The following is a 17933-nucleotide window of genomic DNA, read 5'->3' as shown; positions in this document are numbered from 1 at the left end:
AGGCTTTGCTTAATTTCCCTTGGCGAAAGGGTCTTGTATAGACAAGCTTATACAGTTGTCGTCCAGGGCGGCCTTCGCCAGCCGCGAACCAAATGTTTGCCGGTGATTTTTCCGGCGCTATTTCAGGAGTGGGATATGAGCATCGCCTGTGCCAGTACGTTATTCAAACGCCGCGTTCAACCGCTGCGGACCGCCCTTATTCTGGCGCTTGGCCTGTCCGGCGCCCTGCCGGCCATGGCCGCCGACACGCCGCTGGCCATCGGTATTTCCGGCTGGACCGGTTTTGCGCCGCTGACCCTGGCGGACAAGGCGGGGATATTCAAACGCCACGGCCTGGATGTCACGGTCAAAATGATCCCGCAAAAAGACCGCCACCTGGCTATTGCCTCCGGCGACGTACAGTGCGCCGCCACGACGGTGGAAACCTATATTTCCTGGAACGCCAACGGCGTGCCCATCACCCAGATTGTCCAGCTGGATAAATCCTACGGCGCCGACGGCCTGGTGGTGCGCAACGGCATCGACAGCATCAAGGCGCTGAAGGGCAAAACCATCAGCGTCGACGCGCCGGGCACCTCGCCGTATTTCGCCCTGGCCTGGATGCTGGATAAAAACGGCATGAGCCTCAAAGACGTCAAGACCACCACGCTCTCCCCCGAGGCCGCCGCCCATTCGTTTATCGCCGGCAGCAACGACGCCGCCATGACCTACGAACCTTATCTTTCCTCGGTACGGCAAAGCCCGGATAAAGGCAAGATCCTGGCCACCACGCTCGATTATCCCATGGTCATGGATACGCTTGGCTGTACCCCGGCGTTCCTGAAAAAAAATCCCCAGGCCGCCAAGGCGCTGGTCGACAGCTACTTCGACGCCCTGGATATGATCAAAGCCCAGCCGGATAAGGCCAACGAAATCATGGGCGCGGTGGTTAAGGAATCAGGCAAGGAATTTGCCGAGTCCGCCAGCTACCTGCGCTGGCAGGACCGGGCGCAGAACCGCCAGTTCTTTAATGGCGAAATCGACAGCTTCAGCCGGGAGGCGGCGCAACTGCTGCTGCAAATGAAGGTGATCCGCAAGATCCCCGATATCAAGACGCTGTATGACGCCGGCTACGTTAATCAATAAGGTGCGCGTAATGTCTGTTGAACAGACCCCGCCAACGCCGGCCGCCGGGCAACCGGCGCCGTTGCCCGCGGCGAAAAAAGTGCGGCATAATCCGCTGCTGGTGCCGCTGCGCGCGGTATCAACCGGGCAACGCTGGTTTCTCGGCCTGGGCTTTTTTATTTTGTTTTTCGCCTTTTGGGCCTGGGTCACCTTTGCCGGCTGGGTGTCGCCGACTTTTTTGGCCGACCCGCTGACCATGGTGAACGAAGGCTACCTGTTGTTTACCCAGTACAATTTTTCGCTGGATATCGGCATGACGGTGATGCGCGTGCTGGGCGGTTTTATCCTGGCGGCGGTACTGGCGGTACCGCTCGGCATCATGATGGGGTCATACAAGCTGGTGGAAGCCTTTCTTGAGCCTTTTGTCTCGTTTTGCCGCTACCTGCCCGCGTCGGCGTTTATTCCCCTGCTGATCCTGTGGGCCGGTATCGGCGAAATGCAAAAAATCCTGGTGATTTTTATCGGTTCTTTTTTTCAGATCGTGTTAATGATTGCGGTCACGGTGGGCGCGTCACGGCGCGATCTGGTGGAGGCGGCCTATACGCTTGGGGCTTCGAACCGCAGTATTGTGCGACGGGTGCTGATCCCGGGCGCGGCGCCCGAGATTGCCGAACTGCTGCGCCTGGTGCTGGGCTGGGCATGGACCTATGTCATCGTGGCGGAGCTGATCGGCTCGTCCAGCGGCATCGGCCATATGATTGTCGACAGCCAGGCGTTGCTCAATACCGGACAAATCATTTTCGGCATTATCGTCATCGGCTGTATCGGCCTGATGTCGGATTTCCTGTTCAAGGCGGTGAACCGCCGCCTGTTTGCCTGGAGCGTCGCGTCATGAACCCCGATAAGCTCGCCATCCGCCAGGTATCGCGTATTTTCAACGGACCGAAGGGCCGGCAGACCCAGGCGCTGCTGCCCATCGACTACCGGGTGGAAGAAAATGATTTTATCACCATCCTCGGCCCGTCGGGCTGCGGCAAATCCACCCTGCTGCGCATTGTCGCCGGCCTCGATAGTCCCACCACCGGGGAAGTATGGCTGGACGGGGGGCTGATAGACGGCCCTGGCGCGGACCGGGGCATGGTGTTTCAAAGCTATACCCTGTTTCCCTGGCTGACCGTGGCGCAGAATATCTGCTTTGGCCTGCGCGAACGCGGCCTGAGCCCGGCCATGCAGCGGGAACGCTGCGATTATTTTGTCAATCAGGTCGGCCTGCGCGGATTTGAGCAGCATTACCCGCGCCAGCTGTCCGGCGGCATGCAGCAACGCACCGCCATCGCCCGCGCGCTGGCCAACGATCCAAAAGTGCTGCTGATGGACGAACCCTTTGGCGCGCTGGATAACCAAACGCGGGTGCTGATGCAGGAACTCTTGCTGAAAATCTGGGAGTCGTCACGCAAAACGGTGCTATTTGTCACGCATGATATCGACGAGGCGATTTTTATGGCCAACAAAGTCGCCATCTTCAGCGCCAGGCCGGGGCGGATAAAAACCGAGGTGGCGGTTAACTTCCCGCATCCCCGTGACTATACCTTGAAAACCACGGCGGAATTCATGGCGCTCAAGGCGCGCGTTACCGAGGAAATCCGCGGAGAAACGCTGCAAAGCATGGCGCTTTGACTTTGCCTGCCGGACCGGAGCGGCCCGGCGGATTTTGTGGAGCAAGGCAGCATATCGGGCCGCAATCGCGACGATCGGGCGCACTTTAGGGATGCGCTTTACTAGCGGCTTTACTTGTATAGACAGGAATAGATTATGTCATCTTCTGTAACATCTTTACGCCCATGCCGTCTGGTGCCGGGCGAGGTGGACCTGGCGACGCTCAGGGCCATTTATCACGGCGAGCTGGAACTGTCGCTCGATCCCGCCGCCTTCGCCGCCATCAACGCCGCGCAGCAAACGGTGGAGGCGATCCTGGCCACCGGCGAAGTGGTCTACGGCATCAACACCGGTTTCGGCAAGCTGGCGCAAACCCGCATACCGGCCGCGCGGCTGGCCGAGCTGCAGCGCAATCTGGTGTTGTCGCACAGCGTCGGCACCGGCGCGCTGCTCGAGGATAATGTGACGCGACTGATCATGGCCTGCAAGGTGATAAGCCTGGCGCGCGGCCATTCCGGCATTCGGCCGGCGGTGGTGGAGGCCCTGCTGTCATTATATAACGCCGGCGTCATGCCCTGCATCCCGGCCAAAGGCTCGGTGGGCGCCTCGGGCGACCTGGCGCCGCTGGCGCATTTATCCCTGATGCTTATCGGCGAAGGGCAGGTGCGGGTCAAGGGGACGCTGATCAGCGCGGTGGAGGGGCTGGCGCTTGCCGGCTTACGTCCGATCGAACTGGGGCCGAAAGAAGGTCTGGCATTGCTCAACGGCACGCAAGTGTCCACCTCGCTGGCGCTGGTCGGCCTGTTTGAAGCCGAACGCTCCTTTGCCGCCGGGCTGGTGGCGGGCGCCCTGACCCTGGAAGCCATCAAAGGCTCGGTGAAACCCTTTGATGACCGCATTCACCAGGCGCGCGGCCAGGCGGGACAAATTGCGGTGGCGCGGGCGGTGTCCTCGCTGCTCGACGGCAGCGACATCGTGGTATCCCACGCCGACTGCGGTCGGGTACAGGACCCGTACTCCATCCGCTGCGTGCCGCAGGTGATGGGCGCGTGCCTGGACAATCTTAACTATGCGGCGCGTACCCTGCAAATCGAGGCCAACGCCGCATCCGATAATCCGCTGGTGTTTACCGATAGCGGCGAAGTGATTTCCGGCGGCAATTTCCATGCCGAGCCGGTGGCGTTCGCCGCCGATATTATCGCCCTGGCCATCGCGGAAATCGGCGCGATTTCAGAGCGGCGTCTGGCGCTGCTGCTCGATACCGGGCTGTCGGGCCTGCCGCCGTTCCTGATAAACGAAGGCGGCGTCAATTCGGGTTTTATGATAGCCCAGGTCACCGCCGCCGCGCTGGCGTCGGAAAACAAATCCCTGGCGCATCCGGCCAGCGTCGACAGCCTGCCGACCTCGGCCAACCAGGAAGATCACGTGTCGATGGCCACCTTTGCCGCCCGTCGCTTGGGGGATATGTGTTTCAACACCTCGGTGGTGGTGGGGATCGAAGCCATGGCCGCCGCCCAGGGCATTGATTTCAACCGGCCGCTCGCGAGTTCGGCCGCGCTCGAACAGCAGCTGACCGCCATTCGCGAACGCGTGGCGTTTCTGGCAAGCGATCGGCTGCTGGCGCCGGATATTGAAGCGATGCGTCTTTGGGTCGCCGAATTCAGCCTGCCGCCGCAGGTGCAAGCTCTTTTACCCAGCTATGCGTCAACGCGCTAAAGATTAAGGAATCCGTCATGAAAAACGATTTTAGCAATGCTGTTTCCCGTCCGGTCAGCGCGCCGCGCGGCACCGAACTGACCTGCAAAAACTGGCTGATTGAAGCGCCGTACCGCATGATCCAGAACAATCTCGACCCGGATGTCGCCGAGCGTCCGGACGACCTGGTGGTATACGGCGGCATCGGCAAGGCGGCGCGCAACTGGCCCTGTTTCGAGACCATCCTGCAAAGCCTGCGCGACCTGGAGGAGGATGAAACCCTGCTGGTGCAGTCCGGTAAACCGGTCGGCGTGTTCCGTACCCATGTGGACGCGCCGCGCGTGATGATCGCCAACTCCAACCTGGTGCCGCACTGGGCTACGTGGGAACATTTCCACGAGCTGGACCGGGCCGGGCTGATGATGTACGGACAAATGACCGCCGGCTCCTGGATTTATATCGGCGCCCAGGGCATTGTCCAGGGCACCTTCGAGACCTTTGCCGAGGCCGGCCGCCAGCATTACGGCAACGACCTCAAGGGTAAATGGATCCTCACCGCCGGCCTGGGCGGCATGGGCGGCGCCCAGCCGCTGGCGGGCGTTCTGGCCGGTGCCTGCGTGCTGGCCATTGAATGCCAGGAGTCGCGCATTGATTTTCGCCTGCGCACCCGCTACCTGGACCGCAAAGCGTTTACCATCGACGAAGCGCTGGCGATAATCGAGGACGCCTGCGCCAAAGGCGAGGCGATTTCCGTCGGGCTATTGGGCAATGCGGCGCAGATTATGCCGGAGCTGGCTAAACGCGCCGCCGGCGGCGGCGCCCGTCCGCATATCGTCACCGACCAGACTTCCGCCCATGACCCGCTCAACGGCTACCTGCCGGCCGGCTGGAGCCTTGAGCAATGGAGCCAGGCCAAAAAAGACGATCCGCAACGGGTTATCAGCGCCGCCAGGGCATCGATGGCGGTGCACGTCAAGGCCATGCTGGCATTCCATGAGATGGGGGTGCCGACGGTGGACTACGGCAACAATATCCGCCAGGTGGCGCTGGAGGAGGGGGTGGCGAACGCCTTTGATTTCCCCGGGTTTGTTCCCGCCTATATCCGGCCGCTGTTTTGTGAAGGCAAGGGGCCGTTCCGCTGGGTGGCGCTGTCGGGGGATCCGCAGGATATCTATAAGACCGACGCCAAACTGAAGGCATTGTTTCCGGATAACCGGCTGTTGCATAACTGGCTCGATATGGCGCAGGAGCGCATCGCCTTCCAGGGCCTGCCGGCGCGCATCTGCTGGCTGGGGCTGGGCGAACGTCACCTGGCCGGGCTGGCGTTTAACGAAATGGTGCGCACCGGCGAGCTGAAGGCGCCCATCGTTATCGGCCGCGATCATCTCGACTGCGGGTCGGTGGCCTCGCCCAACCGTGAAACCGAATCCATGAAAGACGGCTCGGACGCGGTATCCGACTGGCCGCTGCTCAATGCGCTGCTCAGCACCGCCGGCGGCGCCACCTGGGTCAGTCTGCATCACGGCGGCGGCGTGGGCATGGGCTTCTCGCAGCACGCGGGCATGGTCATTGTCTGCGACGGTACGGAAAAAGCCGATGAGCGACTGGCGCGGGTATTATGGAACGATCCGGCCACCGGCGTGATGCGCCATGCCGATGCCGGTTATCCCGAGGCCATTGCCTGCGCGAAGAAATACCGCCTTAAACTGCCGATGATCGGTTAAACGCCAGGCGGCGGCACCCACCGGGAAAGCCCCTTATCCCGGTGGCGCGGCCACAAGCGACGGGTACAGGCCGTTGCCCGGGAAAAACCTGGTTCCGGCCGGTCCGGGCAAAGCACCGCCCCGCGTACCTGGCACCGAACGGGCCGGGCCGCGTTTATCCGGCCGCCGCCGCGCCTTTTTTGCCTTTGCGCGAGAACAGCGTTACCGACACAATAATCAGCGCGGCGCCGGCGAACATTTTCAGCGTCGGCCGTTCGCTGAACAATGCCCAGGCAAACGCAATGGCGTAGACCGGCTCGAGTGCGAAAAACACCGCCGCGGCGCGCGCTTTCACAAAGCGTAGACTGGTAACCATCAGACTGTGCGCCACACCGGTGCAAAATATCCCCAGCAACGCCAGGCAGAGCCAGTCGCCGGCGGTCGCCCGCGGCAACTCCCGCAGCGCCAGGGGCAGCATCAGCAGGCTGATGATGAGGTTCTGACATAACGCCGCCTGTACCGGCCTGATGCTCAAGGCGGTAACGCGATTGCAGATAATCAGCAACGCCAGCAGCGCCCCGGATAAAATTCCCCATAAAAAGCCCCGGGTATTGCCGCTGCCCAGGTCAAACGACGGACACACCATCATCAGGCCAAGGCAAATCAGGGCTATCAGCATCCCTTCGTTAAGCGAAATCCGCTCGCGAAATCCGATGCTTTCAAACAGGGTGGTAAACGCCGGAAAGCTGGCAAAACCCAGGGTGGCGATCGCGACCCCCGAAGCTTTGACCGAAATAAAAAAGGTCAGCCAATGTCCCGCCAGGATAAGGCTTGCGCCAATCAATACCAAGGCGCTTGCGCACCTGACGCGCTCCCAGCGAAAGCCGCGAAAGCACAGCATCGGCAAGGACAGCGCCAGCACCGCGAACAGGGCGCGGCCGAATACGATGGCGGCGGGCGAGACGGCAATCACTTTGCCCAGGATGCCGGAAAGGCCAAAAAAGACGGCGGCGATATTCAGCCAGACCAGGGCATGACGTTTGTTCATTAGGCAAACCGGGAAAAAATGGATTTTACCATGCTGCCTGTCAGCGGACTGTTTTAACAGCTTTTATCGACGATTTATCATCATTTTCACCTCAGGCGCGATTATTCATCTCCGCGTTTCCCGGCCTGCTATGCTGTTAATAACGGCCTTTCCAGGGCCTATAGCGCATGGGTTTCGGGCCGGCGGGCCGGGTCTGACACCGCGCCCGCCGGATACGGATAATGAAAGCCTTGGGCTTTTCGCGGGGGAATGATGAATCAGATGATGCCGGAGCAGATATACCGCAAAATCAATCCCGACAATTGGCGGCGTATCTTCGTGGTGGGGGATTTGCACGGCTGCTATGATCTGCTGTTGTCCAAACTGGCGCGGCAGCGCTTTGACCGCGCGGCCGATCTGCTGATCTCGGTGGGGGATCTTATCGATCGCGGCGCGCAAAACCTGCAGTGTCTGGAATTGCTTGAGCAACCCTGGTTTTGCGCGGTACGCGGCAATCATGAGCAAATGGCCATCGATGCCATCACCTGCGGTGAACAGGGACTTTGGCTGGCCAACGGCGGCAGTTGGTTTATGCATCTGGAGCAGGAACAGCGGGGGCGGGCGGCGGAGTTGATAGCAGGCTGCGCCAGCCTGCCGCTGATTATCGATATCGACATGGCGGACCGACATGTGGTCGTCGCCCATGCCGATTATCCCCTCGACGACTATCGCTACCTGCGGGAGGTCGATCCTGAATTGGTGGTATGGAGCCGGCAGCGGATAAACCGCAACCAGCGTGGGCGTGGCGGAGCCATCAGCGGCGCGTCGCATTTCTTCTTCGGCCATACCCCGCTTGAGCGCGTGAGGCATTTTTACAATCAGTTTTACATCGATACCGGCGCGGTGTTCGGCGGCGCGTTAACCCTGATCGAACTCAATACCCTGCCGTTTTAGACCTCGCCGTGTCGCGCAAGACGTTGGCGGTCTCTGTGCGGCGAATGGCGGGGGATGGATGACTCTTTTTCAGCATAATCATCAGAATTGGCTATAATAATTGTGGTTTCTGGTATTGCTGGGCCAAGCGCTGTATAGGGTATCTTTTAAATAAAGGCAATCGATAAAAGGAGTTGGTTTATGGGAATTTTATCCTGGATTATTTTTGGACTTATCGCCGGCGTCATCGCTAAATTCATCATGCCGGGCAGGGACGGCGGCGGATTCATCATTACCATTATCCTCGGTATTATCGGCGCCGTGGTGGGTGGTTATATCAGTACGTTCTTTGGCTATGGCCGCGTCGACGGCTTCAATTTCGGCAGTTTTGTCGTGGCGGTAATCGGCGCCATCGTCGTGCTGTGGATTTACCGGCTGATACGCCGGTAAGTCGGATAATCACCATTACTCCATATTAACTTTATGGGTATTACCTTTGCCTGCCGTGCGGGCGGGTAATACCCCCGTTAACGCCACTACGCTTTCCCTTCCTTTGCCGCGCACCGCCGCACTGGCGGATTACTCCTGTGGATGTAATCATATAGCCATCAAATTTATTAAACAATAATGTGATCCAACATGGCTGATTTCGTCAGTAAAGGTGAGTAACAGGTAAGGAAGTCCGTTCCCCCAGACTGGTATAGTCATCGAAATCCATTGCCTATATGCGCTCATGCACTAATAAAGCGTTACTCTAGGTTTTATTCAATAAGTGGATTAAATATATTGTCAGGTCAGCCGATATTATGGTTGAAGTGTATTGATGACATAGGTGTAATACTTTTGATAAGCATTATTTAATAATGACCAAGTTCATGTAATTGCATGTAATTAAAGGATTTGTAATTTTTTATCTATTTATTGATCTTAGGGGGTATTTTAAGTATTAATTCTGATATTGTCATCGATATCATCGACCACTGCTGTCCATATATCGATAACATTGCCTGTTATAAACTACCGGATAAATCGGTTTAATGTGATTTATTATGGCCAGGTAACATTTTCCGGCTGTGGATTGAACAGGATGAATAATGTTAACTATTGACCAGAGAGACATTTTGATGCCTTTTGAAAAACCACTTAATCATTCTAAAAATAAAGATTTACTTCCCGTGCCATCACCGGCCATTCATCAAAAGTGGCGGGTCACGGCGTGGATGAATATTATTTTCCAGCTGATTTTCCCGCTGAGCCTGTCTTTTACGCCGGCCATGGCAAAGGCCGCGGCCGCCGCGGCATCCCCGGGTGGGCTCCCATTCGCGGCCACCGCCACCGTGCCCTATGTCCTGGGGCCGGGCGAGACGACATTGTCGGTGGCGAAACGCTATAACCTGACGCTTGAAGAATTAAAAAAGCTCAATCAGCTGCGCGGTTTTTCCAACGCGTTTTCGGCCCTTGGCGCCGGCGACGAAATAGAGGTTCCCCGTAGTTCCGCCGCATTGTTTAATTCGTCCATCCCCACCCAGTCCTCTTCCCAGGCGGAGGATAAACTGGCGCGCGGCGCCCAGACGGCGGGCAGCCTGCTTGCCGGCGGCAACACCGGCGGCGCCGCCGCCGATTTGGCGCGCTCAAGGGTGGTGGGCGGCGCGGGACAGGCGGGGGCGCAATGGCTAAACCAATTTGGCACCGCTCGGGTCCAGCTTAACGCCGACAGCGATTTCAGATTTACCAACAGCGCGGCCGACCTGCTGGTCCCCCTGCGTGACTCGGAGCGTTCCACGCTGTTTTCACAATTAGGGGTACGTAACAATGACCAGCGCAATACGTTAAATCTCGGCATGGGGGTGCGCACCGAAAAGGACGGCTGGCTGTACGGCGCCAATACCTTTTATGATTACGATATGACCGGCAACAATCGCCGGCTCGGCGTCGGGGCCGAAGCCTGGACCGATTATTTCCGGTTGTCGGCCAATAGCTATTTTGGCCTGACGGACTGGCATCAGTCGCGGGATTTCGCCGATTATAACGAACGGCCGGCCAATGGATTTGATGTGCGCGCCCAGGCCTGGCTGCCGTCCTATCCCCAGTTGGGCGGCTCGCTGATGTTTGAGCAATATCGCGGTAATGAAGTGGCGCTGTTTGGTAAGGACAACCGGCAAAAAGATCCTTACGCCCTGACCGCCGGCATTAACTATACGCCTATCCCCTTGTTCACCGTCGGCGCGGAGCACCGGACCGGCAAAGGGGGCGCCAACGACAGCAGCCTTAATTTCCAGCTGAATTACCGTCTGGGTGAATCCTGGCGGTCGCATATCGATTCCTCCAACGTCGGACCATCGAGGACGCTGGCCGGCAGCCGCTACGATTTGGTCGATCGCAACTACAATATCGTGCTCGATTACCAGCGGCGGGAGCTGATCCGCCTGGCGCTGCCGGCGCAAATCACCGGCTTGGCCGGCACGACGCTGACCTTAACCGCCGATGTCACCGCGGAACACGGCCTTGATCGCGTTGATTGGGATAGCGCGTCGCTGCTGGCGCACGGCGGGCGCATCAAGCAGCTTTCCCCGCAGGCGATAACCGTCGTCATGCCGGCCTACCAGGGCACCCCCGGCGCGGACAATACCTATCGTATCAACGCAATAGCCTACGACAGCCGGGGTAATGCCTCCAACCGGGCGGTGACCACGGTAAATGTCACCGCACCGGAAATCATCACCCTGGCAAGCCTGGCGATAGAAGACAATAACGCCGTCGCCGATGGGCAGGCGGCGATTCGCGTCCGCGCCAGGGTTATCGACGGCAATGGCAACCCCGTGCCCGGCGAGACGGTCACATTCAGCGCGGAAAGCAGCGCCACGGTGTTGTCCCCGACGATGGTGAGCGATGACGAAGGTTTTACCGAAACCGCTATCACTTCCCGCACGGCCGGACCGGTTACGGCGCGGGCAAGCGTGACCGGCGCGTCGCAGCAGGCCGCCATTACCTTTGTGCCCGGCGGCGTCGACCAAACCTTGTCGCGGCTGGACGTCATCACCACGGGAAACAAAGCGGCGGACGGCATTGACGCGCATCAGGTCCGTCTGAGCGTACGGGACGCCAATGATAATCCCATCGGCGGCCAGGCGGTGAGCTTTACCGCCGATAACAAAGCGCAGGTCATTGCGCTGGAGGGCGACCAGACGGCCGAGGACGGCACGCTGACCGCCAATGTCATTACCGGGCAAGCAGGGACGACCAAGGTTACCGCGACGATTGGCACTGTTACCACCAGCGCCGTGGAGATGAAGTTTACCGCCGGCAAAGCCTCCGAGGCCAACACCCTTGTTAAGGTTTTGACCCAGGGCGATAAGATTGCCGGTTTGGAAACCCATCAGGTGCAGGTCACCGCGCGCGACGCCCAGGATAATCCGGTGGCCGGCGTGGCGGTGAAATGGGTTGCCGCGGGCGCGCAGCTGTCCATCCCCGGCGGCGAGACCGGCGAAGATGGCACCTTGATGGTCGAGGTGGGCGGCATGCGGGCGGGCACGGTTATCGTTTCCGCCGCGCTGCCGGGCTTTACCAAAGCCAGCGACCACATGAGTTTTATCGCCGGCGCCGCATCGGAAATCCATTCCGCCATTGAGGTTTTAACCACCGGCGACAAGATAGTCGGCGACGGCCACCGGCTAAAGGTCAGGGTACGCGACGCCAATAATAATCCGATAGCCGGGCAGGCGGTGGCTTTCGCCTCGGACAGCCTGGGCGCCACGCTTTCCAGCCCCGGCGGCGATACGGCGGCCGACGGCACAATTGAGGTCGGCGTCACCAGCACCCAGGCGGGCAGGGTAACCGTTAACGCCACGGTGGCGGGCTTTACCCTCACCAGCGACGGCATGAATTTTGTCGCCGGCGCCGCGGCGGAAAATACCACCTCGGTCGAGTTGGTCACCACCGGCGATAAAGTGGCCGGCGACAGTGATGGCCACCGGGTGAAGGTCACGGTGCGCGATGCCAATAATAATCCCATAGGCGGGCAGGCGGTAACCTTTGCCGCCCTGAGCCCGGACGTCGCGCTCTCCATCCACGAAGGCAATACGGCGGCCGACGGAACCCTTGAGGTGGGGGTCACCAGTACGCGGCCGGCCACGGTAGTGATAAACGCCACGGTGGCGGGCTTTACCAAAACCAGCACCGGCATGATTTTTGTCGCCGGCGCCGCGGCGGAAAATACCACCTCGGTCGAGTTGGTCACCACCGGCGATAAAGTGGCCGGCGACAGTGATGGCCACCGGGTGAAAGTCACGGTGCGCGACGCCAATAATAATACCATTGGCGGTCATGCGGTGACCTTTGCCACCCTCAGCCCCGCTGCCGTGCTCTCAAGCACCGGCGGCGATACCGCGGCCGACGGCACTATCGAGGTGGACGTCACCAGTACCCAGCCAGGCATGGTAGTGGTTAACGCCACGGTTGCGGGCTTTACCAAAGACAGCGACGGCATGAATTTTATCGATGCACTGGGCACACTGTCATTCGACGTGTTGCGCAACCGGTCGCTGGACAATGGCACGGAAAGTAATCAGGTACAGCTGCTGGCGGCGGACCGCCATGGTGCCGGGATGGCGGGCAAGAGCGTGACGTTCTCGGTGAGCAACGGCGCAACCCTGACCTCGCCCGCAACCGCCGTCACCGACGAAAACGGCAAGGCAAGTATCTCGTTTACCAATACCCTTGGCGGTATTGCTACCGTTACCGCGGCGGTCGACGGCGTGGTAGCCACACAAGATACGATTTTTTTGGCTCTCCGGACGGTGAGCTCGGTCTCGCCGGTGTTAAATCCGCATGACTTTGGGCCGACGTCGGGTTTTCCTAAGGTGGGATTTGATCCTGGACCCTACATAGGCACCAGCAAGCCGCGGTTTCAAATCAACCCCACCGGCACCATCGCCGATAACGCGGGTCTGACCTGGAGCACCTCACATGCGTTAGCTGCGCCGATAGATGCCAACGGTATCGTCACCATCAATGCCGACCCGGGTTCGCAGGTGACTCTCATCGCGCGAGGAGATCAGTATTATTATACGTATAAATTTACCATATCAAAATGGTTGACCTATTATGCCCCCCCTGGGACCCAAAGATTTACATGGGATGAGACTCAGACTTTGTGCGTTAACAATGGCAAATCAATGCTGCGGGTGGCGGATCTCACCTCCGGCGTCAATCAGCGGGCGGTAGGCAGCCTGTTTGGGGAATGGGGGTGGCGCCCCGGCGGGTGGCCGGCTGGGGAAGCAACGGAAACGAATTCAGAGGGCTTATGGACTACGGACGGAGGCTTTAACGGGCGCCAGGTTGTGAGCCTGTGGAACGGTGCCCAGGTGGTTGGCAACACCTATGGTTTTAGATATAGGGATGCGGGATGTAAAAAATAGGCCGGCGTCCGCGGCCTGCCAACAGTAAAAAAGGCTGGCGTTGCCAGCCTTTTTCTTATTGGAGGATCACAGCGTCTAGTGCCCGTAGGTGCCGTTCCTGCCAGGACAGGGTCACCTCGCTGCCCGGCAGCCAGGAGGGGTCCATATCGGCGGCGCCGAGCTTCACCATAAAATCGGGCTGTCCCGCCACCTCGGTCATCATGCGCACATGATCGCCCAGGTAGATAAACTGCGTTATCCTGGCGCTGATATGCTGCGAGCCGGCCGGCAGCCGATCGATCGGCACGTTGATTTTCACCCGCTCCGGCCGGATGCACAGCAGGATCCTGCGTCCCGGCGAGCTGGGGTGCACCTTTAGCGCGCGCAGCGATGTGCCGTCATCCAGGGTGGCGCGATAAAATTCATCCTCGCTGCCCGCCTGGGTAGCCAGCAGGCCGTTGTTCTCGCCGATAAACTGCGCCACAAAACTGTTGCGCGGTTCTTCATAGAGCGTGCTGGGGCTGTTAATCTGCTGGATAATACCGTCGTTGAACACCGCCACCCGATCCGACATGGTCATCGCTTCGCTTTGATCGTGGGTAACATAGACAATGGTCAGCTCCAGCGCCTGGTGCAGCGCCTTGATTTCCATCTGCATATGCTCGCGCAGCTGTTTATCCAGCGCCCCCAGCGGTTCATCCATCAACACCAGCTTGGGTTCAAACACCAGCGCCCGCGCCAGCGCCACGCGCTGCTGCTGCCCGCCCGACATCTGAGCGGGATAGCGGTCGGCCAGGGCGGTCAGTTTCACCCGATCCAGCACCTTGTCCACTTTTTCCTTGATATCGCTTTTATTCATCCGGCGGATCGACAACGGAAAGGCCAGATTCTGCGCCACCGTCATATGGGGGAATAATGCGTAGTTTTGGAATACCATGCCGATATCGCGCCGGTGGGGCGGCAGATGATGCAACGGCATATCGCGCAGGTAGATTTCGCCCTGGGTGGGTGTTTCAAACCCCGCCAGCATCATCAGACTGGTGGTTTTACCGGATCCCGACGGACCGAGCAGCGTCAGGAATTCCCCTTCGCCTATATCCAGGTTGAGGTTTTTAACCACCAGCTTGTCGCCGTCGTAGGTCTTTTGGATATTTTTAAAACTAACGTAACTATTCATGATAAACGCAACCCCGTGATCAAGACCGATTCGGAAACGATGTCCTGTTAATGGGAGTCAAGCAGGAACAGCGGTTTGCCGACGAGGTTATGGCACGCAATATGCTTACCTCTGTACGGGCGGCATATTTTTGTGCGTACGTTGAATATTTCTACCATCGCGCCCGGCGCGCGACAAGTGATTTCCGCGCCGAACAGGCAAATAAAACGGGCCGGCTTTATTGAAGCAGGCTCTTGAATAGCCATGCTTTTTTATCGTACCCCGCGCATTACGCCCATGCCGTTTCCCCTATTATCAGCGCGACGGACGGCGCGTTGGACACCGCCACGACGCCGCCGGCGTTTTGCACCATCAGGGCGCATCCCGCCCCATACAGTCCAGCAGGATCATAAACGCGCTTTCGATCCGCTCCTCGTCCACACAGGCATAGCCCAGCAGCAATCCTTTTTTGCGCGCCGGGCCGAGATAATAGGTCGATAGCGGCCGGACATAGACGCCTTTCCGGCCCGCCGCCTGCGAAAGCCGCACGTCGTCGACGTCATCGGGCAGCGACAACACCAGATGCAGCCCGGCGTTGCTGTCGTCGCGTAACGCGTCCGGCCCCAGATGCGCCAGGATAAGACGGCTCAGGACGGCGCGGCGCTTGCCGTACAGCAGGCGCATACGGCGTATATGGGAGGCGTAATGACCCTCGGCGATAAACTGCGCCAACGCCAGCTGCGTTATCCAGTGACCGCCGCGGTACAGCTCGGCATGGGCCACGCGCATTTCGCCGGCCAACGCCCGCGGCAGCACCATATAACTGATGCGCAGGCCGGGATACAGCGTCTTGCTGAATGTGCCGATGTAAATCACCGGCGCCCGGGGCGTCAGGCTTTGCAGCGCCGGGATGGGATTGCCGGAAAAACGGAATTCGCTGTCGTAGTCATCCTCGATAACCCAGGCATTATGCTCCTGGGCCAGCGCCAGCAGCCGCTGGCGCCGCTGCAGGCTCATCACCGCGCCGGTGGGATATTGATGTGACGGCGTCACACAAATCAGCCGCGGCGGTCTCGTCACCGCCGTTTCCGGCGGCTTTAAACCCTGCTCGTCCACCGCTACCGGCCGCACATCCACGCCGTTAATCGTCAGCACATTGCGCATGCCCCAGTAGCTGGGTTCCTCAATCCAGGCGCAATCGCCGGGATTGCACAGCATCTTGGCCAGCAGATCGACCGCCTGATGCGTGCCCTCGGTAATAATAATCTGCTGCGCGTCACAGTTTACCGAACGCGCCACCCGCAGGTAATCCACCAGCGCCTGCTGCAGCTCCGGGCTGCCGCCCATGCGCGAATAGGTCAGGTAATCGGGCTTGATGCGTCTGATAAGCCGGGAATGGATACGTCGCCACAGGCCGTGCGGGAAGCTGGAGACATCCGGCACTCCCGGCATAAAAGCGCCCCATTGGTGGGGCGAGGCGCCGGAACGGGCCAGCAGATTGGCGCCGCGCGCCGAAAACTCCTCACCGGCCAGGCGCTCGCGGCCGGGCTGCTGCGCCTTCACCGCCGGCATGGCGCCGTCGGGCATCTGATCGGTCACAAAGGTGCCGCTGCCGGCGCGGGTAAAGATATAGCCTTCGGCCAGCAGCTGTTCATAGGCGGCGCTGACGGTATTGCGCGAGAGGGCAAGCTCTTTGGCCAGATCGCGCGTCGGCGGCAGGCGGCTGCCGGAGCGGATGCCGCCATCAAGGATCGCCAGACGAATACAATCATAAAGGCGGCGGTGCAGCGGCCCCTGGGTACGGGCGGAAAGATGCTGCAGCAGCATATCGGTTAATAGCGAACGCAATTGGCACCTGCAATAAATTAAAACTGGCACTGGATTATAGATCCACAAAGCGGATAAATAGAATCGGGAGTTAGGCCGGGATCTGTAACAGCGCACGTTATGCCGCATCATTTTGGGAGAAGCAGCACCATGAACAACAGCGAACTTAACCAACGTCGTCTGGCCGCCACGCCGCGCGGCGTCGGGGTAATGTGTGATTTTTATGCGGCACGGGCGGAAAACGCCACCCTATGGGATGTCGAAGGCCGCGCCTATACCGACTTCGCCGCCGGCATCGCGGTACTGAACACCGGGCATCGCCATCCAAGCCTCGTCGCCGCGATAAAGACGCAGCTTGAGCTGTTTACCCATACCGCCTATCAGATTGTTCCTTATGGCAATTATGTAGAACTGGCCGAGCGGCTCAACGCCCTGGTGCCGGTGGCGGGGCCGGTAAAAAGCACGCTGTTCAGCACCGGCGCCGAAGCGGTGGAAAACGCGGTGAAAATTGCCCGCGCCTACACCAAACGCCCCGGCGTCATCACCTTCGGCGGCGCGTTTCACGGTCGTACGTTGCTCACCCTGGCGCTGACCGGCAAAGTGGCGCCCTACAAGCTGGGTTTCGGCCCGCTGCCCGGCCAGATTTTCCATGCCGCTTATCCCAATGCCCTGCACGGCGTATCGGTAGAGCAGGCCCTGGCCAGCATCGACAGCCTGTTCCATACCGATATCAGCCCGGATCAGGTGGCGGCCATTTTATTTGAACCCATCCAGGGCGAGGGCGGATTTAACATCGCGCCGCCGGAATTTATCATTGGCCTGCGCCATTTGTGCGACCAGCACGGCATTTTGCTGATTGCCGACGAAGTGCAGAGCGGCTTCGCCCGTACCGGCAAAATGTTTGCCATGGATCATTGCCCGCAGGTCAAGGTGGACCTGATCACCATGGCGAAAAGCCTGGGCGGCGGCATACCCATTTCCGCGGTCGCCGGCCGCGCCGAAGTGATGGACGCCCCGGCGCCGGGCGGGCTGGGCGGCACCTATGCCGGCAACCCCCTGGCCGTGGCGTCCGCGCTGGCGGTGCTTGGCGTTATCGATGACGAGCAGCTTTGCCAACGCGCCCAGCGCCTTGGCGGCCATCTGGTGGAGGTGTTGCAACAGGCCCGGCTGTCTTGTCCCGCCATCTCGGCCGTGCGTGGGCGAGGCTCGATGGTGGCGGTCGAATTCGCCGATCCGGCTACCGGCCAGCCCGACGCGCAGTATGCCAAGACCCTTCAAAAACAGGCGCTGGAAAATGGATTGTTACTGTTGACCTGCGGTGTGCATGGCAACGTAATTCGTTTTCTGTATCCGCTCACCATCCCCGATGACCAGTTCACCGCGGCGCTGGACCTGCTGAGCCGGCTACTGAAGCCTTGAAAACATAAGGACGTAAA

Annotated in this window: 12 protein-coding genes; 9 read left to right on the top strand and 3 right to left on the bottom strand. The window is 59.6% G+C overall.

The annotated features are described in order from the left end of the window. Positions 1-234: 234 nt before the first annotated feature. From VGC33_RS20400 to hutU, 5 genes are all read left to right on the top strand, one after another. Entirely contained in the window at positions 235-1125 is an 891-nt protein-coding gene (locus VGC33_RS20400; protein ID WP_331122640.1) for an ABC transporter substrate-binding protein, read from the top strand. 10 nt (positions 1126-1135) lie between these two features. After that, entirely contained in the window at positions 1136-1999 is an 864-nt protein-coding gene (locus VGC33_RS20395) for an ABC transporter permease (protein WP_331122601.1), read from the top strand. Beyond that, the gene (locus tag VGC33_RS20390; RefSeq protein WP_331122600.1) at positions 1996-2781 is read left to right on the top strand and encodes an ABC transporter ATP-binding protein; all 786 of its coding nucleotides are present in this window, start codon (positions 1996-1998) and stop codon (positions 2779-2781) included. Before VGC33_RS20395 ends, VGC33_RS20390 begins: the two co-directional genes overlap by 4 nt. 135 nt (positions 2782-2916) lie before the next feature. Then, the gene (gene hutH / locus VGC33_RS20385; RefSeq protein ID WP_331122599.1) at positions 2917-4476 is read left to right on the top strand and encodes a histidine ammonia-lyase; all 1560 of its coding nucleotides are present in this window, start codon (positions 2917-2919) and stop codon (positions 4474-4476) included. A 17-nt stretch (positions 4477-4493) separates the two neighbouring features. Then, positions 4494-6179 (top strand): urocanate hydratase, encoded by a 1686-nt coding sequence (gene hutU / locus VGC33_RS20380; protein ID WP_331122598.1) that lies wholly within the window; start codon positions 4494-4496, stop codon positions 6177-6179. Between the two features lie 154 nt (positions 6180-6333). Here the strand turns inward: hutU and VGC33_RS20375 are convergent, their stop codons facing one another. Then, a complete protein-coding gene (locus VGC33_RS20375; protein ID WP_331122597.1) occupies positions 6334-7206 on the bottom strand; it encodes a DMT family transporter in 873 nt (290 codons plus the stop codon). A 276-nt stretch (positions 7207-7482) separates the two neighbouring features. Here VGC33_RS20375 and VGC33_RS20370 point away from each other — a divergent pair, with 276 nt between their 5' ends. From VGC33_RS20370 to VGC33_RS20360, 3 genes are all read left to right on the top strand, one after another. Continuing rightward, complete coding sequence (locus VGC33_RS20370; RefSeq protein WP_331122639.1) at positions 7483-8139, top strand: metallophosphoesterase; 657 nt, start codon at positions 7483-7485, stop codon at positions 8137-8139. A gap of 180 nt (positions 8140-8319) precedes the next feature. After that, positions 8320-8568 (top strand): GlsB/YeaQ/YmgE family stress response membrane protein, encoded by a 249-nt coding sequence (locus VGC33_RS20365; RefSeq protein WP_331122596.1) that lies wholly within the window; start codon positions 8320-8322, stop codon positions 8566-8568. A 770-nt stretch (positions 8569-9338) separates the two neighbouring features. Continuing rightward, positions 9339-13535 carry an Ig-like domain-containing protein gene (locus tag VGC33_RS20360; protein WP_331122595.1) on the top strand — a complete coding sequence of 1399 codons (4197 nt, stop codon included), beginning with the start codon at positions 9339-9341 and terminating at the stop codon, positions 13533-13535. A gap of 55 nt (positions 13536-13590) precedes the next feature. On the opposite strand, the gene VGC33_RS20355 is transcribed toward VGC33_RS20360, so the two are convergent. Further along, on the bottom strand, positions 13591-14691 hold the full coding sequence (locus VGC33_RS20355) for an ABC transporter ATP-binding protein (protein WP_331122594.1): 1101 nt from the start codon (positions 14689-14691) through the stop codon (positions 13591-13593). Between the two features lie 351 nt (positions 14692-15042). Next, the gene (gene pdxR, locus VGC33_RS20350) at positions 15043-16518 is read right to left on the bottom strand and encodes a MocR-like pyridoxine biosynthesis transcription factor PdxR (RefSeq protein WP_331122593.1); all 1476 of its coding nucleotides are present in this window, start codon (positions 16516-16518) and stop codon (positions 15043-15045) included. A gap of 129 nt (positions 16519-16647) precedes the next feature. Here pdxR and VGC33_RS20345 point away from each other — a divergent pair, with 129 nt between their 5' ends. Further along, positions 16648-17916 carry a 4-aminobutyrate--2-oxoglutarate transaminase gene (locus VGC33_RS20345; protein ID WP_331122592.1) on the top strand — a complete coding sequence of 423 codons (1269 nt, stop codon included), beginning with the start codon at positions 16648-16650 and terminating at the stop codon, positions 17914-17916. Positions 17917-17933 lie beyond the last annotated feature (17 nt).

Origin of the sequence: Acerihabitans sp., assembly GCF_036398755.1 — a bacterium.
Taxonomy (GTDB): Bacteria; Pseudomonadota; Gammaproteobacteria; order Enterobacterales; family Enterobacteriaceae; genus Acerihabitans.
This window is presented reverse-complemented; position numbering and strand designations above follow the sequence as displayed.

Coding starts and splice junctions, on each gene's coding strand:
- VGC33_RS20390 (WP_331122600.1), top strand. CDS start 1,996: ATGAACCCCGATAAGCTCGCCATCCGCCAGGTATCGCGTATTTTCAAC.
- VGC33_RS20395 (WP_331122601.1), top strand. CDS start 1,136: ATGTCTGTTGAACAGACCCCGCCAACGCCGGCCGCCGGGCAACCGGCG.
- VGC33_RS20360 (WP_331122595.1), top strand. CDS start 9,339: ATGAATATTATTTTCCAGCTGATTTTCCCGCTGAGCCTGTCTTTTACG.
- VGC33_RS20345 (WP_331122592.1), top strand. CDS start 16,648: ATGAACAACAGCGAACTTAACCAACGTCGTCTGGCCGCCACGCCGCGC.
- VGC33_RS20365 (WP_331122596.1), top strand. CDS start 8,320: ATGGGAATTTTATCCTGGATTATTTTTGGACTTATCGCCGGCGTCATC.
- VGC33_RS20375 (WP_331122597.1), bottom strand. CDS start 7,206: ATGAACAAACGTCATGCCCTGGTCTGGCTGAATATCGCCGCCGTCTTT.
- hutH (WP_331122599.1), top strand. CDS start 2,917: ATGTCATCTTCTGTAACATCTTTACGCCCATGCCGTCTGGTGCCGGGC.
- VGC33_RS20355 (WP_331122594.1), bottom strand. CDS start 14,691: ATGAATAGTTACGTTAGTTTTAAAAATATCCAAAAGACCTACGACGGC.
- hutU (WP_331122598.1), top strand. CDS start 4,494: ATGAAAAACGATTTTAGCAATGCTGTTTCCCGTCCGGTCAGCGCGCCG.
- VGC33_RS20400 (WP_331122640.1), top strand. CDS start 235: ATGGCCGCCGACACGCCGCTGGCCATCGGTATTTCCGGCTGGACCGGT.